The sequence below is a fragment of the Halalkalibacter sp. APA_J-10(15) genome, assembly GCF_023017105.1.
Taxonomy (GTDB): Bacteria; Bacillota; Bacilli; order Bacillales; family Bacillaceae_D; genus Halalkalibacter.
In genome coordinates, this window is record NZ_JALKEV010000010.1 from 98,256 (window position 1) to 118,021 (window position 19,766).

Here is a 19,766-nt window from a genome sequence, read left to right on the forward strand (position 1 = left end):
CACTGTCAAGAAAAACGATTACATTTATATTAATGCGACTTAATGATTTAAACAAAAGCAACTCTAAAATACATTCTTTAGCTAAGAAAAACGACAGCTTTTGCGAACCTACTTACACAGTGCAAACGAACAAAGGTAATCCTCATTCCTCTAAATAAGAGAAAAAACACTTCCTTATAAGAAAATGTAGTCCTCATTCCGCTATTTTGGCTTTTATGGCTCCTTTTGGATTCATTTAGCTTAAATAGAGGAATGAGAAACCGCATCGAGCATGTGACCTTTGCATTCTGCTACTGCCATACTTATAAATTCTAAAAAAAAGCCACTTCCAGAACGGAAATGGCTATACGAAACATATAAATAAAACGTTCAACTATTTTTTTCTGGTTGAAACAAATCATATTTGTTTCCATATAAATCCTCAAACCCAGCACCTTTCCCACCAGGAACATCTTGTGGTGCACTATGAAATACCACACCTCTACCCTTCATTTCTAAATAATCCTTTTCAATGTCATTCGATTGGAACATAATCACTATTTGCTCTCCTGCCTGTTTTCCAATTAGCTTCATTTCTTCCTCAGTATTAGCCTGCACGAGTTCAATGACAGTCTCATTATTTTTATTTGGAGAAACCGTTAAATAATGAAAACCTGGTGAAAATTCAACCTCATCACGTACTGTAAAACCTAGCTTTTCAGTATAAAAGGCTTTAGCCTTCTGTCGATCCCTCACAAAAATGGTCATTTGTATCGCTCTCGTAATCATCGTATCGCCTCCATAACCTTTCATACATTCTAACCTCCACTATGTAGTTCGTATTTTAACATCTAGGCTCGTTAGAAATTTCTCATGGATTGCGTTATTCAACCATTTATACGGGTCGAATTATTTTTCCTTGCTTATATCGTTTTATTCTAACGTTCAACAGCTTCACCACCATCCCCTTTTCTTAAGAAACTACTTTAGTCAAAGAACTACCTCAAAAACTCAACCTTTTTTAAAGGATATTCATACATAATTGGCGTATTTAAGATGCAAAGAACCATAATGTATGATGTTATTCGATATCCATAAAGCCAAGAATTTATAAATCTTTTTTAAAAATTTGTCGATTTTGAATATCGTTTCTCGTCGTCCTATTAGAGGCATAGAAAATATGTGAATATTAGAAGCTAGCTATCTTAATAATCAATACACCGACAAAGGAGGAAACTTATGTATTCAGTTACATCGAAAGACGGAACAAAAATTGCTTTTGACAAAGTTGGTCAAGGAACGGCCCTCATATTAGTCGGAGGTGCATTTAGCTACCGTAAATTCCCACAGCAAGTTGAATTGGCATACCTGTTATCAGAGTACTTTACGGTTTACAACTATGACAGACGGGGCCGAGGAGATAGCGGTGATACTCAGCCGTATGATGTTGAACGAGAAATAGAAGATCTTCAAGCATTAATTGACGAGGCAGGTGGTGCTGCTTATGTGTGGGGATTATCTTCTGGAGCTGCTCTTGCACTGAGGGCAGCAGACAAAGGAGTAAACATTACCAAATTGGCTCTACATGAACCTCCTTTCGTAGTAAAGGAAGGAGATCGTAAGCCACCAAAAGACTTTACGAAGCATACGACAGACTTAATTTCCAATAATGAACGGGCTACGGCCATTAAGTATTTCATGACCAAAGGGATGGGAGCTCCTTCATTTGTTGTCAGCATGATGCGGATAATACCAGGCGTGTGGTCTAATCTGATGGCAGTTGCGCATACACTCGCCTATGATGCTGCATTATTGGAAGGATATATGGAAGGAAAGAAATTGCCTGCTACATGGAAGAACAGTGTCAAGGTTCCAACGCTCGTAATAGAAGGGACAGAGAGCCCTGCTTCCTTACGAAATAGCGCTCAAGCATTAGCAGACGTACTCCCTAACGCTCAACTATTGAGTAAAAAGGGTCTCGGCCATACTAAGAAGTTGAATACAAAAAAGATATCACCGGAGCTTACATCATTCTTTTTGGCTAATCATTAATAAAAAATGTAAAAAAATTCGGATTTGTGTCGATTTCATTAACACATACTCGTTGTATAAATAGAAGCTTATCATTTGTGCGATTATGCGACTTTGATAAAATGCTTCACGATAAAATAGGAGGTAGTTAATTATGAGGTTTATGATGATTGTAAAAGCCACTTCAGATTCAGAGGCAGGAATAATGCCTAGTCCTGAGCTTATTGAAGCGATGCAAAATTATAACGAAGAGTTGGTAAAAGCAGGTGTTTTACTGGCTGGTGATGGACTTCAGCCTAGCAAGAATGGTATAAGGATTTCCTATCCGGAGCCTGGTGAAAAACCAAGAATTATGGACGGTCCATTTACGGAGGCTAAAGAATTAATTGCAGGTTATACATTGATCGAAGTTAAATCTAGAGAAGAAGCGATTGAATGGGCATTACGTATGCCAGACCCACATGGATTTGGACAGGGTGAGATTGAGCTTAGACAAGTATTTGAACCAGAGGATTTGACGGATAACCCAGAATTATTAGTAAAAGAGGCTGAACTTCGAGAGGAGCTTAAGAAGGCGTGAGTGTATCACTAACACATCGAACGATTGAAGCGATTTGGAGGATAGAATCGCCAAAGCTCATCGCAAAACTCACTAAATTAGTAAGAGATGTTAGTCTTGCGGAGGATCTTGCTCAAGATGCATTGGTCATTGCTCTTGAAAAATGGGAGCAAGTTGGTATACCTGAAAACCCTGGTGCATGGCTGATGACAACCGCTAAACGTCGTGCAATTGATCTGTTACGCAGAATGAACGTACAGGATCAAAAATATAAAGAAATTGCTAGTCATAGTGATTTATTTACTGTCGAGGATATGAATGATGTATTAGATGAGGAGATTGATGACGATCTCCTCCGTCTGATTTTTATGACCTGTCATCCCGTATTATCACAGGATGCACGAGTTGCTTTGACTCTGCGCTTAATATGCGGACTTACCACGGAGGAAATTGCGCATTCATTTCTCGTCACAGAATCCACTATTGCTCAAAGAATTGTCCGTGCGAAAAGAACCTTAAACAAAAAAGAAGTGCCTTTTGAGGTTCCTGTTGGAGAGGAACTTATGAAGCGATTATCAACAGTCCTTGAAGTGATTTACCTTATGTTTAATGAAGGTTATTCTGCAACTTCTGGTGACCAATGGATTCGTCCTTTTCTATGTCAAGAAGCACTAAGATTGGGACGTGTTCTAGCCGAAATGGCACCTACTGAACCGGAAGTCCATGGACTTGTCTCCTTAATGGAAATTCAGTTTTCAAGGTTTAAAACGCGAGTGAATTCTAAAGGTGAACCTATTCTTCTCAAGAACCAAAAAAGGGCTCAGTGGGATCAATTATTGATCCGACGTGGCATAGCAGCACTTGAGCGTAGCAAAAAGCTAGGGAAGTCACTTGGCCCCTATTCATTGCAAGCATCTATCTCTGCTTGCCATGCTCTTGCGCCTTCTGAAGAAGAGACAAATTGGCCACGAATTGCAGCTCTTTACGAAGCTCTTTCGAGAGTTATGCCTTCACCAATCGTGGAATTAAACAGAGCAGTAGCTATTTCTATGGCATTTGGCCCGGACTTTGGCATCCAAATAGTAGATGAACTCTATTCTAATCCATCTTTAAAAAGCTATCATCTTTTACCTAGTATACGAGGTGATCTTTTAGTGAAGCTAGGGAGATATGATGAGGCTCGTAGTGAATTTGAACGTGCTGCTTCACTGACCAAGAATGAACATGAAAGAACCCTTTTACGAAATCGAGCAATGAATTGCCGAAATGGATCATCTACATAAGGTGAAACACCAATCAGTGAGTTTTTTACAAACGACATTCCGAGCTACAAATAGGCAACGGTTTTACACATTGCTGAGAGGGTACCGTAAAAGTTGAAACCAAACTTTTTCAATGCCCTTGATGGATGCTATTTTACAAGATCAACTCAATTTGTTGAATAATTTATACTAATAAATCATTGATAAGGAGCATGAAAAAATGAACCAAGAAATAACTGATTTTATTGATACATTAAATGAACCCTGGCAGAGTGAAATTGTTACTAATCTACTTGAAACCGTTCACCAAGCAATACCAGATGTACATGAACGTATTCAATACAAAAAGCCACATTTTTTAAAAAACGGGAAATACGCTGCTGTTATCTCAACTTCCAAAACAGCAGTTAGCTTTACTATCTTCAATGCCGTAACATTAGATCTTCCAGAGGGAGTATTTAACGGACCTCCTGAAAGAAAGACAATGAAAATACACAAAGGAGATACAGTTGATTTCGAACAGCTTGTCACATGGGTTAGTCATGCCTCTGCTGAACTTTAATTATAAATCAAATGTACAAAGTTGCTTAACTGGTATATGTGGCAACTTTTTTTACCAGTAGGTAAGAGGAGCAGTTCTTCTTACAACCTTTCCCCATTTGTTATTATAAACTAAAGATCCCGTTAGCTTAAATCCTATTCTTCTCTCTTTAGAGTTATCTCCGCTAACTAATCCAAAACCATGTCTACACTTGTTTCGCGAACATAGCATAGGGTTCGGTTCGATCAGGACAGGACTTCGATCAATAGCCCATCTAAGATTATCGAAATGCCCTTGTCAGAAAGATCTTGATCCAGTCCATTATGCTTCTATACTATCAACGAAACAGGCTCTCTTCCTTTTAAAAATCGTCTCATCTCTTAATAAAATATGTGTTACAAATTACATTTAAACCTAAACAAAAGAGGATGTCCTTACGACACCCTCTTTTCATTAGTAAAATAGAATTTAAATTATTGTTGTTGATTTTGTTGTTGTTGTGCTTGCTGAAGTTGTTGTGTAGCCTGTTGTAATTCTTGCTGTACTTGTTGGAATTGCTGTTGTTGGGCCGGCTGAGCACTATTTTGCGCTTGTTGCATTTGTTGTTGAGCTTGTTGCAATTGTTGCTGTGCTTGTTGAATCGCTTGTGGATTCGCCTGTTGCGTCGCTTGTTGAACGGCTTGTTGTGCTTGTTGAATGGCCTGCTGAGCTTGTTGCGCTGCTTGTTGTGCTGCTTGTTGTGCTTGCTGGTTTTGTTGCATAAGAAACTCCCCTTTAAGATGTATTTGGTCTTACTCGTATATGATGCGTAAGTTTGCTCGCTAACATACATATTTATTGTTTTTTACCTTTTTTTACTTTAATCGAGCATTGTACTTTTCAAGACGAACAATCGGTATTCCGCTAAACCATTGACAACCTCTAATAATGGCATGGAAATTGGAATAAGTTAAAGAAAATGTGACAACATATCATCTTGTTAAAACCTTTTTTAGTTCACCCCAAACTTTAAGAATGCTTTTTTGAAAGTTAAAATCAGGTGAAATCTTCCACCTGATTAATTAGCCACTCATTTTCCCATCTTGATTTTCCCGCAGCCAATGGCGGTGCAGTGCAATGGCATTGATAAATTCTTGTTGAAACGCACTTAAATCCGTTTCGTTCCGAACTGTCACAATCCCCATATCTGTAAATATTTGAGCTCCAGATTCAAGGTCTGCTAACAATGTTCGTTGAGCCTCAGATGAACCTAAAAGGTCGACACCTTCATTCGTAGCTCCAATTGGTTTAGCATGGACAAAAGCATCATTGATAAAGTCCTTAGCCTCTTTATGAGTCATCAATAGATCTATAGATCCCTTCCCACCAGGAATATAAAGTGCATCGTACATAATCGCTCCACTGGTAGCATAACTCTTATTCGCTTCAAGTTTCTGACTTTCTACGCTTGTAATCATGCCTAAGTTTTTACTAATAAGGTCGGCATGAACTCCCGCTGCAGATAATCCAGTCATGACTTGTGTTACCTCATTAAAGTTAAAGCCATTTTCAATCAGAATGGCAACCTTTCTCGTTTTCGCTTGCTTCACTGTATTTTCTTGACTTACCGCTGGTGAGGAGGTTGTTACTCCAGTTTCTCCTTGATTCGCAGGAGGATTCACACCAATTCCTTCAGCAATTTGAATCGCTAATTGACTATCCACGTTATTAAACATTTCAACAACACGCTGTTTGATTTGTTTGTCCTGCACCTTTCCAACTTCAAAATGAAAAGCTTTAATAATGTGTTTCTTTTCGGCTGGTGACATACTATTCCAAAAAAGAGTAGCTTGACGATAATGATCATTAAAGCTATCACTACGTTTCCTGATTTTTTGCCCTTCTACTTTTTCAGCATAATGTGTGTATCCATGCTCTTTATCAGATGCTGGTTGGGGAGAGTTATTTCGAAGTGAATTTGGTGAATAACTCACGGCACCTTTGTCGATCGTCATCCGATGAAAACCATCGCGTTGATTATTATTTATAGAAGCAATCGGACAATTAATTGGAATCTCATGGAAATTGGGTCCTCCTAAACGGAGCAACTGAGTATCCGTATAAGAAAATAAACGTCCCTGCAGTAAGGGATCATTACTAAAATCAATTCCTGGCACTACATGACCAGGATGGAAAGCTACTTGTTCAGTCTCCGCAAAAAAGTTATCTTGATTTTTGTTTAAGGTCATTTTTCCGATAATCTTAACGGGGACCTGTTCTTCTGGCCAAAATTTCGTTGCATCGAGAATATCAAAATCAAACTTAAATTCTTCATCTTCTTCGATCAATTGGACTCCAAGCTCAAATTCAGGATATTCTCCCATATTTATCGCTTCCCATAGGTCACGCCGGAGAAAGTCAGGATCTTTCCCAGCTAGCTTTTGAGCTTCATCCCAAGTAAGAGAATGCACTCCTAGTAAAGGCTTCCAATGAAACTTCACAAAACGTGCCTTCCCTTGCTCATTCACAAACCTAAAAGTATTAACACCAAACCCTTCCATCATTCGAAAACTTCTTGGAATACCGCGGTCAGATAACAACCACATGATCATATGAGCCGTTTCAGTATTACTTACTACGAAATCCCAAAATGTATCGTGAGCTGCAGAAGCTTGTGGAATTTCATTATGTGGTTCTGGTTTAATAGCATGTACGACATCTGGAAACTTTATTGCATCTTGTATAAAGAATATCGGAATATTGTTGGCAACTAAATCATAATTTCCGTCTTCAGTATAAAACTTCGTTGCAAACCCTCGGACATCACGAACCGTATCTGCAGAACCTCGAGATCCAACAACTGTTGAGAATCGTACAAAAACAGGAGTTTTAACAGACGGGTCTTGTAAAAATGTAGCTTTCGTAAATTCTGTCATCGGTTCGTACACTTGAAAGTAGCCATGAGCTCCAAAACCACGTGCGTGAACGACTCGTTCAGGAATACGCTCATGATCAAAATGAGTCATTTTCTCCCGAAAATGAAAATCTTCCATCAAGGTAGGCCCTCGCTCACCAGCTTTAAGCGAATCATCAGTATTCGAAACTCGTACGCCTTGGTTCGTTGTTAATTTAGTACCTTTGTGATCAACTCGAAAGGTTTCTAACTGTTGATCCTTTAAGTTTTCTAAATTAGAAAGCTCATTATTTTGTTGATTATTATCCACTTCTGTTTCCTCCTTTTTATGTATTTCCGTTAACTATTTCGCGATTACCATCCCAATACTAATCTAAGACTAGGTAACGAAAAGAATGGTTACAAACATTAAATCGTTGGTATTGTTTGTAAACACGCCCTTTTTATACACCTTTACCAATAAATAACCAAAATCATCTGACTTCAACCTGGATTTCCCCGTTCTCATTAAAATAAAAACTTGCCTACATAACCCTTTTTTTGAATGTTTTTCAGCTTTTTTCGTTTTAAAACAAAGTATTCTCAAAATATTGTCTAAGGGAAAGAAAAGAAGTCGAGACAGGGCATGAGCATAAAAAAATCCAAAATTTACAAATGTTTATTTCATAAAAAAACTGTAAAAGGTTTAAATGAAATCAATTTTATAAAAGCCGGGGATTTCTCCCCGACCATTTTTTTTATTTTCTGCTCCAACCAAGTGTTGTATCATTCTTGAAAAAGTGGAACGTAACGTTGAAACGGTCTTTCACTGCCCCATAGTAGGGACTGAATTGGTTTCTTGCAACAGAAACATTACTTGCCTTTTTCGCTCATTTTATTAAACATATCTTCAATCTCGTTTTGCTGCGTCACTGTAATGCAAATATTCACCTGATCTCCGATAACATAAGGTTGCCCCGGAAAGATATCAGCGACCATCAAATCATTTTCCCCTGTTTGCAAAACAGAATGAAACAAGGGGTAGCGTCAGGAAAATACGGATTTACAACGATAAGGAAATTCCAAATTAAAAAGCCCAACTTCTCTACAAATCAAAATAGAGAAATTGAGCTATTCAGTTACTTCATTTATTTATTGAATTCATTAACTGAAAGAAGTATTCAGGTTTATGAGTCTTATTTAGGTTATACCATGAATGTAATGCATCTGGTGTAAATACATCTATTTTTTTCAGTACCTCCATTGCAAATTCCAGAGGAGCTATTCCTGATGCAGTAACTAAATTCGCATCAGATACCGCAGATCCCAACTCATAGAACTTTTCTCCTTTATAGTTAGAACATACCATTTTAGTATATTCTAAATTATTACTTGTATGCTTTCTAGTATCTAAGTATCCCATATTCGCGAGGCCCTCAGTTGCACCACAAATTGCAGCAACAATAGTGCCAAGCTTTAAAGCTTGGCCAATTCTTTCCAAGATAGGTTGATGAATTTCTTCACTCCAAGTAGTCCCTCCTGGTAAAATTAAAAGATCTTTACTCTCAAGAGTACATTCATCAAGGGAAATATCTGGTTTTATGCTCAGTCCTCCCATAGTAGTAATCATTTCTTTATTAGCTCCTACTGTAATTACTTTTAAAGGTGCTAAATCTTTTTTGAAATATCTTCCTGAGTTTAGTTCAGCAATTAAATATCCATATTCCCAGTCTGACATTGTATTAAATACATATAGAAAAACTTTTTTTGTTTGCATCCAATAACACTCCAATCACAATTGATATAGCTATTATAAGATAACTTCCCTGACAGTTAACGTCAGGGAAGTTATCATACTTGATGAAATTTTATTAATTCCGACAGAACTTCAATAAGTCTTTTCTTAAGACTTATTGGCTCAATAACTTTAATAGATTTATTGTACGGTAAAAGTAAATAAGGTACATATGTATGCATCATATCTTTTTCAAGAAGAAAAACTGCTTGATTTGAAGTCCGTTCTTGTAAATAATGTCCTAAAAACCAGTGTTGGCAAATATCAGCCAATACACTTTTATCCCCATTAATAACCAAAGAAATAATCCCTTCCTTATCTTCTATAGTTGGAAGAAGACTTTTTATAAAAAAGTCACGTGCTGAAAAATTTTCTGGCCGGTTAAACTTATTTTCGGTTAGCATTAGACTTTCAATTCGATCTACTCTAAAACTACGGATATCATTCCTAAGATGACAAAATCCAATCACATACCACTTATTATTCCAATAGATAATTCTGTACGGATCGACCAATCGATAATTTAATTGCTTTTCGCCACTTTTGTGGTAAAGAATTTTTACTGAGTACCCGTCAGCTATGGCCTGCTCTAACTCCTTCAAAAAAGGTTCCATAGAGAGTGAACTTAATCGACTTATTACTTCAAGACTAGTTAAATGTTGTTTTATCTTTGTTTCCTGCTCTTGATTTGAGTATTTACTTAGTTTTGAAATGGCCCTATTTAGTGCTTCACCTCCATAATATCCGGCTTCTTCTGCAAAAATAGCAGCGTGAAATAGTGAAGTTTGCTCCTCAAAATCAAAAAAAAGAGGAGCCTCAATAAAATTATTCAATAAAGTATATCCACCGTTATGTCCTGGTTCTGAAATTATAGGTACGCCACTTGTTGAAATTGTATCAATATAACGATACACAGTCCTTATATTCATCTCTAACTTTTCTGAAATTTGTTTTGCAGTAATTTTTTCACCTGAACGAAGCATCCATAGAATTGCTAACATATTGTCAATTTTAGGCATATAATTCCACCTCCCTCTATAAAGTAAAAATATCTCTTACATACTCTTGATATCTCAGGATTTTATAAACGACCAATTATAAAGACAGCTGAATAGTTGGATGAGAGTGGTAGGTCTTAAAAATATTCACAAGTGGCAATCTATCCTAACACCCAAACTGGTTAAGTCTGGAATGAAAAAGTGACCGTGCTCCTAATCTCCACGACACTCATGGTCGCTCACCCTCCCATGTCTCTCAGGATTCTCCATACATTCCTTCGTCCTGCTTATCCATGAGGTGGAGGTAATGCTTGTTAAACAAACCTGCCTCGTAGTTGAATAACGACTAAAGTGTAAAACTAGATTTTATCTTTAATCCTACACTACCATATTTTTAATAAAGGAAATAATCAATAAATTTGTTCAATCCTTCAAAATCCTTAATAAAAAAAGAGCCTTTCAATTGCTTAAGAAAAGGCTCTTAACTCACTGTTACATCTTTTATTTACCTTCATAAATTAGTAGTGAACAGCACTCCACATGTGTTGAGTGCGGAAACATATCCACCGGCTGTACTTCCTTCGTCTCATATCCCCCCTCTTCTAATACCTTCAAGTCCCTCGCTAACGTGGCTGGGTTACAGGAAACATAGACAACACGCTTTGGTTTCATCGATAGAATGGTTTCAAGTAATGCTTGATCACAGCCTTTACGAGGGGGGTCGACAACAATGACGTCTGGACGAATACCTTGGGCGTACCACCATGGCATGACCTTTTCAGCTTCTCCAACAGCAAAATCAACATTTTCGATTCCATTTAACGTAGCGTTTCGTTTTGCATCAGCGATAGCATCAGGCACGATTTCAACACCATAGACCTGCTTCGCTTTTTGGGCTAGGAACAGGGAGATCGTTCCGATACCGCAATATGCGTCAATCACGGTTTCGCTTCCTGTAAGGTTCGCATACTGAAGTGCTTTTTCGTATAGAACTTTTGTTTGTTCTGGGTTCACTTGAAAAAAGGAGCGTGCAGAAATCGCAAATTTAATATCCCCGATATAATCGTAAATGTATTCCTCCCCCCAAAGTACGTTTGTTTCATCACCAAAAATGACATTCGTTCGCTTCGGGTTTATATTTTGGACGATTGATTTTACATTTGGTAGCTTCTTCTTTATCTCATCGAGTAATTTTTTCTTATGTGACAGTTCTTTCCCTCTAGTCACAAGGATGACCATGAGCTCGTCCGTCTCGTATCCTTTACGTGTAACGACATGACGTAATGTCCCGCGATGCTTTTTTTCATCATAGGCGCGAATACCATATTCGTTCGCCAGCTCCTTAATGAGCTGAACGACATCATCACTTTCTTCTGTTTGTATGAGGCACTTATCGGTATTTATAATCGTATGGCTGCGCTCTTGATAGAAGCCACCAATGACAAGCCCTCCTTCTTCTCCCATTGGAACCTGCGCTTTATTACGATAACGCCACGGCTCAGACATCCCGATCGTTTGGTGAACGGGGACTTCTCTCAAGCCCCCTATACGCTCCAACACATCTTTCACTTGCTTTTGCTTAAATATAAGCTGTCCTTCATAGCTCATATGCTGCATTTGGCAGCCACCGCAACGTTCGTAAATCGTACATGGTGGCTCCACACGATGAAGGCTTTCCTCTTCAATATGAATGACTCGTGCAAATCCATAGCCTTTATTTACCTTAACAACCTTTATATTGACCTTTTCGCCTGGTAAGGCCTTCGGTACAAAAAGAGTATAGCCATCCACCTTCGCTACTCCCGCTCCTTCATGTGTCAAATCCTGAATCGTGACGTGTAGCTGATCGTTTTTCTTTACTGGAGGTGATTGCTTGTTCATCGTTATCCGTCCTTTGCTTTTTCCTATATCGTATTGTAGCACATCTCCACTTTTTCTAATAATTCGACACTCTTGAACTTTATGCGACATTTTTCTTATTTTTCTATTGGCTTATATTTCGACATTAGTTATAATCTACTAGACTTTTAAAAATGAACATAAGAGGTGAAACGTTTGAAGCAGACATTAACGGCTAAAATTAACATATTAGTTTTAAGTATTATACTCATTCTATCGACTATTATCGGTGGTGTTATTTATTTTAGTGTGACTGATGGTATTGAAGATTTTGCTATTGAGAAGGCGCGTGGTGACCTTGCACTTTCCTACCGCTACATCGATACAAAATATCCTGGAGAATGGGAAATCCGTGATGGTCAACTATATAAGGGAGTGACATCATTAGAAGAGAATTTTGAAATCGTTGACGAAATCGGCGCTGATACCGGTAATACCGTCACTATTTTCAGAGAGGATACTCGTGTTGCAACAAATGTTGTGATCGATGGAGAACGAGCAGTAGGGACCAAAGCATCTGATGAAGTCGCAAAAGTTGTTTTAGAACAAGGAGAGTATTATTTCGGTGAAGCGAACGTTGTTGGTCAAACGTATCAAACGGCCTATATGCCACTTTACAATAGTCAAAGCGAGCCTGTTGGTATTTATTATGTAGGTGCTTCCCAAGAAACCATTAATGTGATTTTAACTGAGGTATTGATTAAATTTATCATCGTACTCGTAATCATTGTGTTACTGGCCATTACGTGTACGATGGTATTTACTCGTCGATTAAAATCTCGTCTTTCACATTTATCTAGTTCATTAGAAGCAGCTGGTGATGGTGATTTCACTTCAACTGTCTCCGATGCAACTGGTGATGAGTTAACATCATTAGCTACGAGCTTCAATAAAATGACAGCTAACTTAAAAGAAATGATGGAGGAAGTCAAACAAACATCAGAACATCTTGCCTCATCATCAGAACAATTAACGGCAAGTGCTGAACAAACCGGTAAAGCCACTGAAACCATTACAGAATCCATTCAACATGTAGCAAGTGGTGCTGAATCCTCTACCGCTTCAATCGAAGAAGGTGCTAATACGTTGACAGAAGTCAACAAAGGTGTTCAGAACATAGCTGAAAATGCAACTCTCATTTCGGAGGCGACACTCGTTGCAAGTGAGAAAGCTGAGTCTGGTGAAAGCTATGTGAATGAAACGGTTCGTCAAATGGAGAAAATTAGTGAGTCCGTTGCAGAAAGTGGTCACGTCATTCAAATGTTAGACAAGCGTTCAAAAGAAATTGGTGACATTACACAAGTCATTTCTGACATATCAGAACAAACAAATTTGCTCGCCTTAAACGCAGCAATTGAAGCCGCTCGTGCTGGTGAACACGGGAAAGGATTTGCAGTAGTCGCTGACGAGGTCCGTAAACTAGCAGAACAATCACAGCAGTCTACATCCGAAATTACATCATTGATTTCAACGATTCAAAAGGATATGGAGCAATCCACTCAATCCATTGATCATGTGTTCATTGATGTTCAAGGCGGTATGAAAATTGCTCAAGAAACAGAAGGAAGTTTTAAAGAAATACTTGAACAGCTTGAAAAGGTATCTGGACAAGTCGATAGTATGGCGGCAACAGCAGAAGAAATATCAGCCAGTTCCGACGAGGTAACCAGTACTATTTCAACTGTTGCCAAGAAGGCAGAGGAAACGGCATCCCATTCACAAAATGTCGCAGCATCAGCGGAGGAACAGCTCGCTTCAATGGAAGAAGTCTCTTCCTCTGCACAAGCCCTTTCTTCATTAGCAGATGATTTACAAGCATTAGTCAAGAAGTTTAAAGTAGATTAATTATTACTCTATTCAATATGATCGGTGTGTCAAAAACCAATGACACACCGTCTCTTTTTATGCAAGATGTTATCTATACTCAGGCAACCAATCACCATGTTCTTCAATCAAGTCATCACACAATGCGATGATATCATCCATGGATAGCTCTGAATTAGTATGCGGGTCAAGCATAGCCGCTTGATAAATGTGCTCCTTCTTCAATGTCATGGCTGCTTCAATCGTCAATAGCTGGGTATTAATATTCGTGCGATTAAGGGCTGCAAGCTGCTCAGGTAAAGCACCGACATAGCAAGGCATCACACCACTACGATCGACAACACACGGTACCTCAACACACGCATTCATTGGCAAGTTCGAAATGAGCCCACCTTCATTTAAGACATTACCGCCAAATTTAAATGGCTTATTCGTTTCCATCGCTTCGATAATATACGAACCGTATTCATGTGAACGTTCATGTGTAAGCTGTGTATTGTTTACCATTTCATCACGCATTTCTTCCCAGCCTTTAATTTGATTGATACAACGACGCGGGTATTCGTCCAATGGAATGTTGAAGCGATCAATTAATTCCGGGTAACGGCTCTTAATGAAATAAGGATGATATTCGGCATTATGCTCAGACGATTCTGTCACATAGTAGCCGAACTTATCCATGAGTTCGAAGCGAACCATGTCATCATGCTTTTCTTTTTGCTTTTTTCTTGCTCTTCTTTTTATTTCTGGATACAAATCCTTACCATCCTTTTTGACTTCAAGTAACCATGCCATATGGTTAATTCCAGCAATTTTCTGTTCGATTCCGTTGTGTTCCATCTCTAATGCTTTGAATAGATGATCGGTACAAATTTGTACACTATGACATAAACCAACTGTTTTAATATTCGTATAACGAAGCATCGTTCCTGTCAGTGCAGCCATTGGATTTGTATAATTAAGGAATAAAGCATCTGGACATACTTCCTCCATATCCTTCGCAAAATCTAAAAGTACCGGAATGGTTCGTAATGAGCGAAAGAGTCCACCAATTCCAATCGTATCGGCAATCGTTTGACGTAACCCATATTTTTTCGGGATTTCAAAATCAATAACAGTACTTGGTTCATATCCACCAATTTGCACAGCATTAATCACATATTTCGCATTTCTTAACGCTTCTTTGCGATTCGAATACGCTTTCACTTTAATGGATGGGTTATAGTTGTTTGTTAGATTCAATAACATTTTCTCAGAATCTTTTAATCTCGTTTCATCAATATCATGAAGAGCGAATTCAAAACCATTTAATGCCTCAACAAACATGCAATCCCCTAACACATTCTTCGCAAATACCGTACTCCCTGCTCCGATAAACGTAATCTTAGCCATAAATAGTCCACCTCAGTTCAGTTTAGTAAATAATTATTTTTATTAACTAAAAGATAACTTAGTGAGTATTCCATGTCAATCTTTTTTAGCCTATTTTCTTAATTACGCTCATACATGCATAGTTACAACAAGGGTTTATGCCGATCTGAACAGTCTCACTTTCAAATCAACGTGTACTGACTCCAACATCCTTCTTTACTTTCACTTATATCACAAAAAGGCTCTCGCTAATTGACGAGAGCTTTAACTCAAACTCATCTGTACTCCTTCGCACTTTCTCTTATCACTAAATTCGTTGGAAGTACCGCCTTAATTGGAATCGTTCGTCCGTTTATTTGGTCTAGAACAAGCTTCACAGCCGTTCGTCCCATTTCTTCTGTGTACACTTTAACCGTTGTAATCGCAGGTTGTGTGAAAGCGGCCATTTCAACATCGTTAAAACTAACAATACTTATATCGTCAGGCACCTTCATCCCAGCTTCATGCGCAGCACGTATTGCCCCAATAGCCATGGCATCACTAGCTACAAATAGAGCAGTCGGTCGCTCTTCTTTCTGAATTAATTCTTTCATACACTTGTAGCCATCACTAACGAGAAAACGTGAGGAAAGAAAGATATCCTCCTCGTTCAGCAACCCTTTCCTCTGTAAAATAGATTCAAATGCTCTCTGACGCAAGTCTACTTCTCCTGATTGGTGCATCCCACCGATAAAGCCTATATTCGTATGACCTAACATAAGTAAATATTCAATCGCTTGCTCGGTTGCTTTTTCGTAATCAAGGACAACGTTATCATACTTTGGATTTTCCGTTGAGTCGTTCACCAATACAACCGGACTTACTTTGTCCACTTTCGTCTCATCTTCTAACGCTCCAATGACAATAAGACCATCTAAATCCTCATAATTCTCACGCTTGTCCCGCCAGTCGTGCTTTAATTTTCTAAGAGTAATACCTCTTTCACTACACTCTTGCTCAATGCCTTTACGAATGGATAAGAAATACGTATCCTCCCATTCATACTCAGGTGCATACCACATTTCCAAACCAAAAATACGATTTATCGCTACTGACACTTGATTTCGTTCTGTTTGTCTCTTTCGGACGGGCACGTAATTTAACTGATTTGCAATACTAACAATCCGCTCTCGCGTTTCGTCTGTTACCGAAAGACTTTTGTCATGATTGAGTACTCTTGATACTGTCGCCGTTGATACATTTGCTTTCTCGGCAATTTCTTTTATCGTTGCCACGTTCATCCCCTCACTATCCACTACAGTGACGCCTCTTTATAGCGCCTAATCACTATTTGAATTGTAGCATGAACTGCCGTAATAAGAAAATGGAGGCAAGAAGGAAGTGTCACCTTTGTACAACATGAAAAAGCCCTATGGAACTGCAGGGCCTTAGGGCTGTTTTCATTGTGGATTTCATTAATTATTGTATAAATAGACAGAAACGCATTTGCCGTATCTCTTCTATCCGGAATACTTAATTTCCACGTTATTATTTCTCCATTACCTTGGTTCATGTATCCTTGAATTACCCTACCACTTGATTGTTCTTCCTCATGATTGTAGGAATGCTGATACGTTAATCCCTCTTCTGTAAATATAAAATAGGGCTTATTAAGACCAATGAAAAAGACCGGTACCATCATTTCATTAAACATACTTGTATAGTCAGACTTTGACGCCTGTTCAAAAGCATCCTCCGTTACGAAAACCGCATCAACATGATGCATCTCTTGCTCTAACTCATCGATATCGACCAAATGGTACTCAACATGCCGCTCCATATAAAAAGGTGTATATCCGAGTACAGCAATAGTTAATTTTTCTCCTTCATACAAGTTCTCTGTGTATGAACATCCACCAACTATTAACAAGACGATGATGAGGCTTAGTCGTCTCATCCTAAAACAACCTTTCTTACTAGTTAGATTCAACTTACGAACGCTTCTCTGGCATAAGCATCTTGAAATGCTGATACAAATTAACAAATTCAGCAGGAAGCGCTCCGCCATGCTCTCCATCTAGGTTTAACTGCATTTCTCCCCTTACCTCGACCTTTATCCGATTTGCATGGACATACATCACCTTCGGATGGTTGATATGCTCTCCACGCATTGCCAGTGTAACTAAGTGGAGAAACTCAGGAAAGGATAATTTTTTGACGATGATAAAATCAAACATTCCATCCTGTAACGACGCTTCAGGAGCGAGCTTTTCAAAACCGCCTACCGAATTTGTATTCGATACGAGGAACATCATAATTTCGCCTTCAAATAGTTTACCATCATACTCAATGCGCACATGCTGCGGGGCAATTTGCGGTAGCTTCTCTATTCCTTTTAAGTAGTATGCTAGCTGACCAACCGCCGTCTTCAACTTACTTGGCACCTCATATGTTAGCTCCGTTAACGTTCCACCAGCTGCAATATTAATAAAAAAGCGATCATCGACTTGACCGATGTCGATCGGTTCAACATGCTTTCCACAAAGAACATCACATGCTTTTTCTACATCTCGTGGAATGTGTAGAGCTCTCGCAAAATCATTTGTTGTCCCTGCTGGAATTAAGCCTATTGTTGGCCTTTCTTTCAAATTCGCTAAACCGTTCACAACTTCAAATATGGTCCCATCCCCACCAGCTGCAATAACGAGATCATACCCATTTTCCCCAGCCTTACGTGCCGCCTTCGCTGCACAGCCTTCACCTGTTGTGGCATGAGCCGATGTTTCATAGCCTGATTTTTCTAATCGTTCTAAAATATACGCTAAATTCTTTCTGATTTGTTCACGTCCTGATGTCGGGTTATAAATCAATCGAGCTCGTTTCATCGTAGATCCCCTACTTTTTCCTTTATAATCACCAATTTTTGTCATGTCCTTAACATATTGTACCTTACATCTAGTCTATAGGCAATGAACGTAGCTGATACATATATAATTCTCAAAATCTTTAGTGAGTTATTTTATTTCATCAGTTGGATACTCTTTCTGATGGTGCACGGCGACTGCTTCTATTTCATTTCCCCGATTGGTTTCCTCTCAAACCTACACCTATCCCGCCTTCTGATGCACGTTCACTCTTAATTTCCACTAAAATCTCCGCCTATTCCCTAATAAAGAAAATCCCCACTGCTCCATGAGCAAATGAGGATATTGTATCACTCTTAACGCTTTTTCACTTCTTCTAGTAATAGCTTGTTGACCATTTGTGGATTCGCTTTTCCTTTTGAAGCTTTCATCACTTGTCCTACTAGAGAACCGATCGCTTTTTCTTTTCCATTTTTGTAATCATCAATAATTTTCGGGTTTTGATCAAGTACTTCTGTCACCATCTTCAGAAGCTCACCTTCGTCAGAAATTTGCACAAGTCCTTTTTCTTTCACGATCTGTTCAGCATTGCCGCCGTTTTCAATTAATTCCTTGAACACCTTTTTGGCAATTTTTGAAGAAATCGTTCCTTTTTCAATGAGTTGAATCATACCAGCTAAACCCTCTGGTGTTAAGGCAACATCCTTTAATTCTTTCTGTTCTGCATTCAAATATCCTAGAACTTCACCCATGAGCCAATTCGATGCTTGCTTAGCACTTGCTCCTTGTTCAACTGTGCTTTCAAAGAAATCAGACATTTCCTTCGTTAATGTTAAGACGGCTGCATCGTAGGCTGGTAATCCTAACTCATCGACATAGCGTCGCTTACGTGCATCTGGTAATTCTGGAATATCGGCACGAATGCGTTCCTTCCACTCATCATCAATATAAAGAGCAACTAAGTCAGGCTCAGGGAAATATCGATAATCATCTGAACCTTCCTTCACACGCATTAAAAGGGTTTTGTTTGCTGCTTCGTCATAGCGACGTGTTTCCTGTTCAATTACTCCACCAGAAAGGAGTACTTGCTCTTGACGCTTCTCTTCATATTCTAATCCTTTGCGAACGAAGTTAAAGGAGTTTAAGTTCTTTAGCTCTGTTTTCGTTCCGAATTTCTCTTGACCGACTGGACGAAGGGAAATATTCGCATCACAACGTAGAGAGCCTTCCTCCATCTTACAATCAGAAACGCCTGTATATTGTACGATTGCCTTCAGCTTCTCCAAGTAGGCATACGCCTCATTCGGTGTACGAATGTCTGGCTCTGATACGATCTCAATTAACGGTGTCCCTTGACGGTTGTAGTCAACTAACGAATAGCCGTTTGGCGAATGCGTTAGCTTTCCTGCATCTTCCTCAAGATGAAGACGTGTAATTCCAATACGCTTCTTATAGCCATCCACTTCGATTTCAATCCAGCCGTTTTCCCCAATTGGCTGATCAAATTGCGAAATTTGATACGCCTTTGGATTATCTGGATAGAAATAATTCTTTCGATCAAACTTCGTGTCAGTCGCGACCTCACAATTGAGTGCCATCGCTGCCTTCATAGCAAATTCAACCGCTGAACGGTTTAAAACAGGCAAGACCCCAGGGTATCCTAAATCAATCACACTCGTGTTTGCATTCGGCTCTGATCCGAAGTGATTGGGACTTGCTGAGAAAATTTTCGAATCTGTTTCTAGCTCTACGTGGACCTCAAGTCCAATAATCGTTTCAAATTGACTCATCG

17 protein-coding genes are annotated in these 19,766 nt (G+C 38.8%); 5 read left to right on the top strand and 12 right to left on the bottom strand.

The window, feature by feature from the left end:
- Positions 1 to 369 precede the first annotated feature (369 nt).
- The gene (locus MW695_RS13085) at positions 370 to 792 is read right to left on the bottom strand and encodes a VOC family protein (RefSeq protein WP_247105799.1); all 423 of its coding nucleotides are present in this window, start codon (positions 790 to 792) and stop codon (positions 370 to 372) included.
- A 426-nt stretch (positions 793 to 1,218) separates the two neighbouring features.
- Here MW695_RS13085 and MW695_RS13090 point away from each other — a divergent pair, with 426 nt between their 5' ends.
- From MW695_RS13090 to MW695_RS13105, 4 genes are all read left to right on the top strand, one after another.
- Entirely contained in the window at positions 1,219 to 2,031 is an 813-nt protein-coding gene (locus tag MW695_RS13090) for an alpha/beta fold hydrolase (protein ID WP_247105800.1), read from the top strand.
- Positions 2,032 to 2,164: 133 nt separating this feature from the next.
- Complete coding sequence (locus MW695_RS13095) at positions 2,165 to 2,590, top strand: YciI family protein (protein WP_247105801.1); 426 nt, start codon at positions 2,165 to 2,167, stop codon at positions 2,588 to 2,590.
- A complete protein-coding gene (locus MW695_RS13100) occupies positions 2,587 to 3,852 on the top strand; it encodes an RNA polymerase sigma factor (protein ID WP_247105802.1) in 1,266 nt (421 codons plus the stop codon). The genes MW695_RS13095 and MW695_RS13100 overlap by 4 nt, the downstream gene beginning before the upstream one ends.
- Positions 3,853 to 4,051: 199 nt before the next feature.
- Complete coding sequence (locus MW695_RS13105; protein WP_247105803.1) at positions 4,052 to 4,393, top strand: DUF1801 domain-containing protein; 342 nt, start codon at positions 4,052 to 4,054, stop codon at positions 4,391 to 4,393.
- 452 nt (positions 4,394 to 4,845) lie between these two features.
- Here the strand turns inward: MW695_RS13105 and MW695_RS13110 are convergent, their stop codons facing one another.
- From MW695_RS13110 to rlmD, 6 genes are all read right to left on the bottom strand, one after another.
- Positions 4,846 to 5,133, bottom strand: a complete 288-nt coding sequence (locus MW695_RS13110; RefSeq protein WP_247105804.1) for a hypothetical protein — start codon at positions 5,131 to 5,133, stop codon at positions 4,846 to 4,848.
- A gap of 300 nt (positions 5,134 to 5,433) precedes the next feature.
- Positions 5,434 to 7,575, bottom strand: a complete 2,142-nt coding sequence (locus tag MW695_RS13115; RefSeq protein ID WP_247105805.1) for a catalase — start codon at positions 7,573 to 7,575, stop codon at positions 5,434 to 5,436.
- 542 nt (positions 7,576 to 8,117) lie between these two features.
- A complete protein-coding gene (locus MW695_RS13120; RefSeq protein WP_247105806.1) occupies positions 8,118 to 8,267 on the bottom strand; it encodes a VOC family protein in 150 nt (49 codons plus the stop codon).
- Positions 8,268 to 8,388: 121 nt separating this feature from the next.
- Complete coding sequence (locus MW695_RS13125; RefSeq protein ID WP_247105807.1) at positions 8,389 to 9,021, bottom strand: type 1 glutamine amidotransferase family protein; 633 nt, start codon at positions 9,019 to 9,021, stop codon at positions 8,389 to 8,391.
- Between the two features lie 74 nt (positions 9,022 to 9,095).
- Complete coding sequence (locus tag MW695_RS13130) at positions 9,096 to 10,058, bottom strand: helix-turn-helix transcriptional regulator (RefSeq protein WP_247105808.1); 963 nt, start codon at positions 10,056 to 10,058, stop codon at positions 9,096 to 9,098.
- Positions 10,059 to 10,538: 480 nt separating this feature from the next.
- Positions 10,539 to 11,918, bottom strand: coding sequence for a 23S rRNA (uracil(1939)-C(5))-methyltransferase RlmD (gene rlmD, locus MW695_RS13135; protein ID WP_247105809.1), 1,380 nt, complete (start codon positions 11,916 to 11,918; stop codon positions 10,539 to 10,541).
- Positions 11,919 to 12,083: 165 nt separating this feature from the next.
- On the opposite strand from rlmD, the gene MW695_RS13140 reads away from it, so the two are divergent.
- The gene (locus MW695_RS13140) at positions 12,084 to 13,781 is read left to right on the top strand and encodes a methyl-accepting chemotaxis protein (RefSeq protein ID WP_247105810.1); all 1,698 of its coding nucleotides are present in this window, start codon (positions 12,084 to 12,086) and stop codon (positions 13,779 to 13,781) included.
- A 69-nt stretch (positions 13,782 to 13,850) separates the two neighbouring features.
- Here the strand turns inward: MW695_RS13140 and melA are convergent, their stop codons facing one another.
- The 5 genes from melA to gatB form a co-directional block, all read right to left on the bottom strand.
- Positions 13,851 to 15,152 carry an alpha-glucosidase/alpha-galactosidase gene (melA, locus tag MW695_RS13145; protein WP_247105811.1) on the bottom strand — a complete coding sequence of 434 codons (1,302 nt, stop codon included), beginning with the start codon at positions 15,150 to 15,152 and terminating at the stop codon, positions 13,851 to 13,853.
- 254 nt (positions 15,153 to 15,406) lie between these two features.
- Positions 15,407 to 16,405, bottom strand: a complete 999-nt coding sequence (locus MW695_RS13150; protein ID WP_247105812.1) for a LacI family DNA-binding transcriptional regulator — start codon at positions 16,403 to 16,405, stop codon at positions 15,407 to 15,409.
- 20 nt (positions 16,406 to 16,425) lie between these two features.
- The gene (locus tag MW695_RS13155; RefSeq protein ID WP_247105813.1) at positions 16,426 to 17,067 is read right to left on the bottom strand and encodes a hypothetical protein; all 642 of its coding nucleotides are present in this window, start codon (positions 17,065 to 17,067) and stop codon (positions 16,426 to 16,428) included.
- 34 nt (positions 17,068 to 17,101) lie between these two features.
- Complete coding sequence (locus MW695_RS13160) at positions 17,102 to 17,995, bottom strand: diacylglycerol kinase (protein ID WP_247105814.1); 894 nt, start codon at positions 17,993 to 17,995, stop codon at positions 17,102 to 17,104.
- Positions 17,996 to 18,330: 335 nt separating this feature from the next.
- Positions 18,331 to 19,764: an Asp-tRNA(Asn)/Glu-tRNA(Gln) amidotransferase subunit GatB gene (gatB, locus tag MW695_RS13165; protein WP_247105815.1), complete on the bottom strand. Its 1,434-nt coding sequence runs from the start codon at positions 19,762 to 19,764 to the stop codon at positions 18,331 to 18,333.
- Positions 19,765 to 19,766 lie beyond the last annotated feature (2 nt).

Excerpts from the sequence above, each read along its gene's own strand:
- MW695_RS13085 (WP_247105799.1), bottom strand. The coding sequence starts at position 792 with ATGAAAGGTTATGGAGGCGATACGATGATTACGAGAGCGATACAAATG.
- MW695_RS13090 (WP_247105800.1), top strand. The coding sequence starts at position 1,219 with ATGTATTCAGTTACATCGAAAGACGGAACAAAAATTGCTTTTGACAAA.
- MW695_RS13095 (WP_247105801.1), top strand. The coding sequence starts at position 2,165 with ATGAGGTTTATGATGATTGTAAAAGCCACTTCAGATTCAGAGGCAGGA.
- MW695_RS13105 (WP_247105803.1), top strand. The coding sequence starts at position 4,052 with ATGAACCAAGAAATAACTGATTTTATTGATACATTAAATGAACCCTGG.
- MW695_RS13110 (WP_247105804.1), bottom strand. The coding sequence starts at position 5,133 with ATGCAACAAAACCAGCAAGCACAACAAGCAGCACAACAAGCAGCGCAA.
- MW695_RS13125 (WP_247105807.1), bottom strand. The coding sequence starts at position 9,021 with ATGCAAACAAAAAAAGTTTTTCTATATGTATTTAATACAATGTCAGAC.
- MW695_RS13130 (WP_247105808.1), bottom strand. The coding sequence starts at position 10,058 with ATGCCTAAAATTGACAATATGTTAGCAATTCTATGGATGCTTCGTTCA.
- rlmD (WP_247105809.1), bottom strand. The coding sequence starts at position 11,918 with ATGAACAAGCAATCACCTCCAGTAAAGAAAAACGATCAGCTACACGTC.
- melA (WP_247105811.1), bottom strand. The coding sequence starts at position 15,152 with ATGGCTAAGATTACGTTTATCGGAGCAGGGAGTACGGTATTTGCGAAG.
- MW695_RS13155 (WP_247105813.1), bottom strand. The coding sequence starts at position 17,067 with ATGAGACGACTAAGCCTCATCATCGTCTTGTTAATAGTTGGTGGATGT.
- MW695_RS13160 (WP_247105814.1), bottom strand. The coding sequence starts at position 17,995 with ATGAAACGAGCTCGATTGATTTATAACCCGACATCAGGACGTGAACAA.
- gatB (WP_247105815.1), bottom strand. The coding sequence starts at position 19,764 with ATGAGTCAATTTGAAACGATTATTGGACTTGAGGTCCACGTAGAGCTA.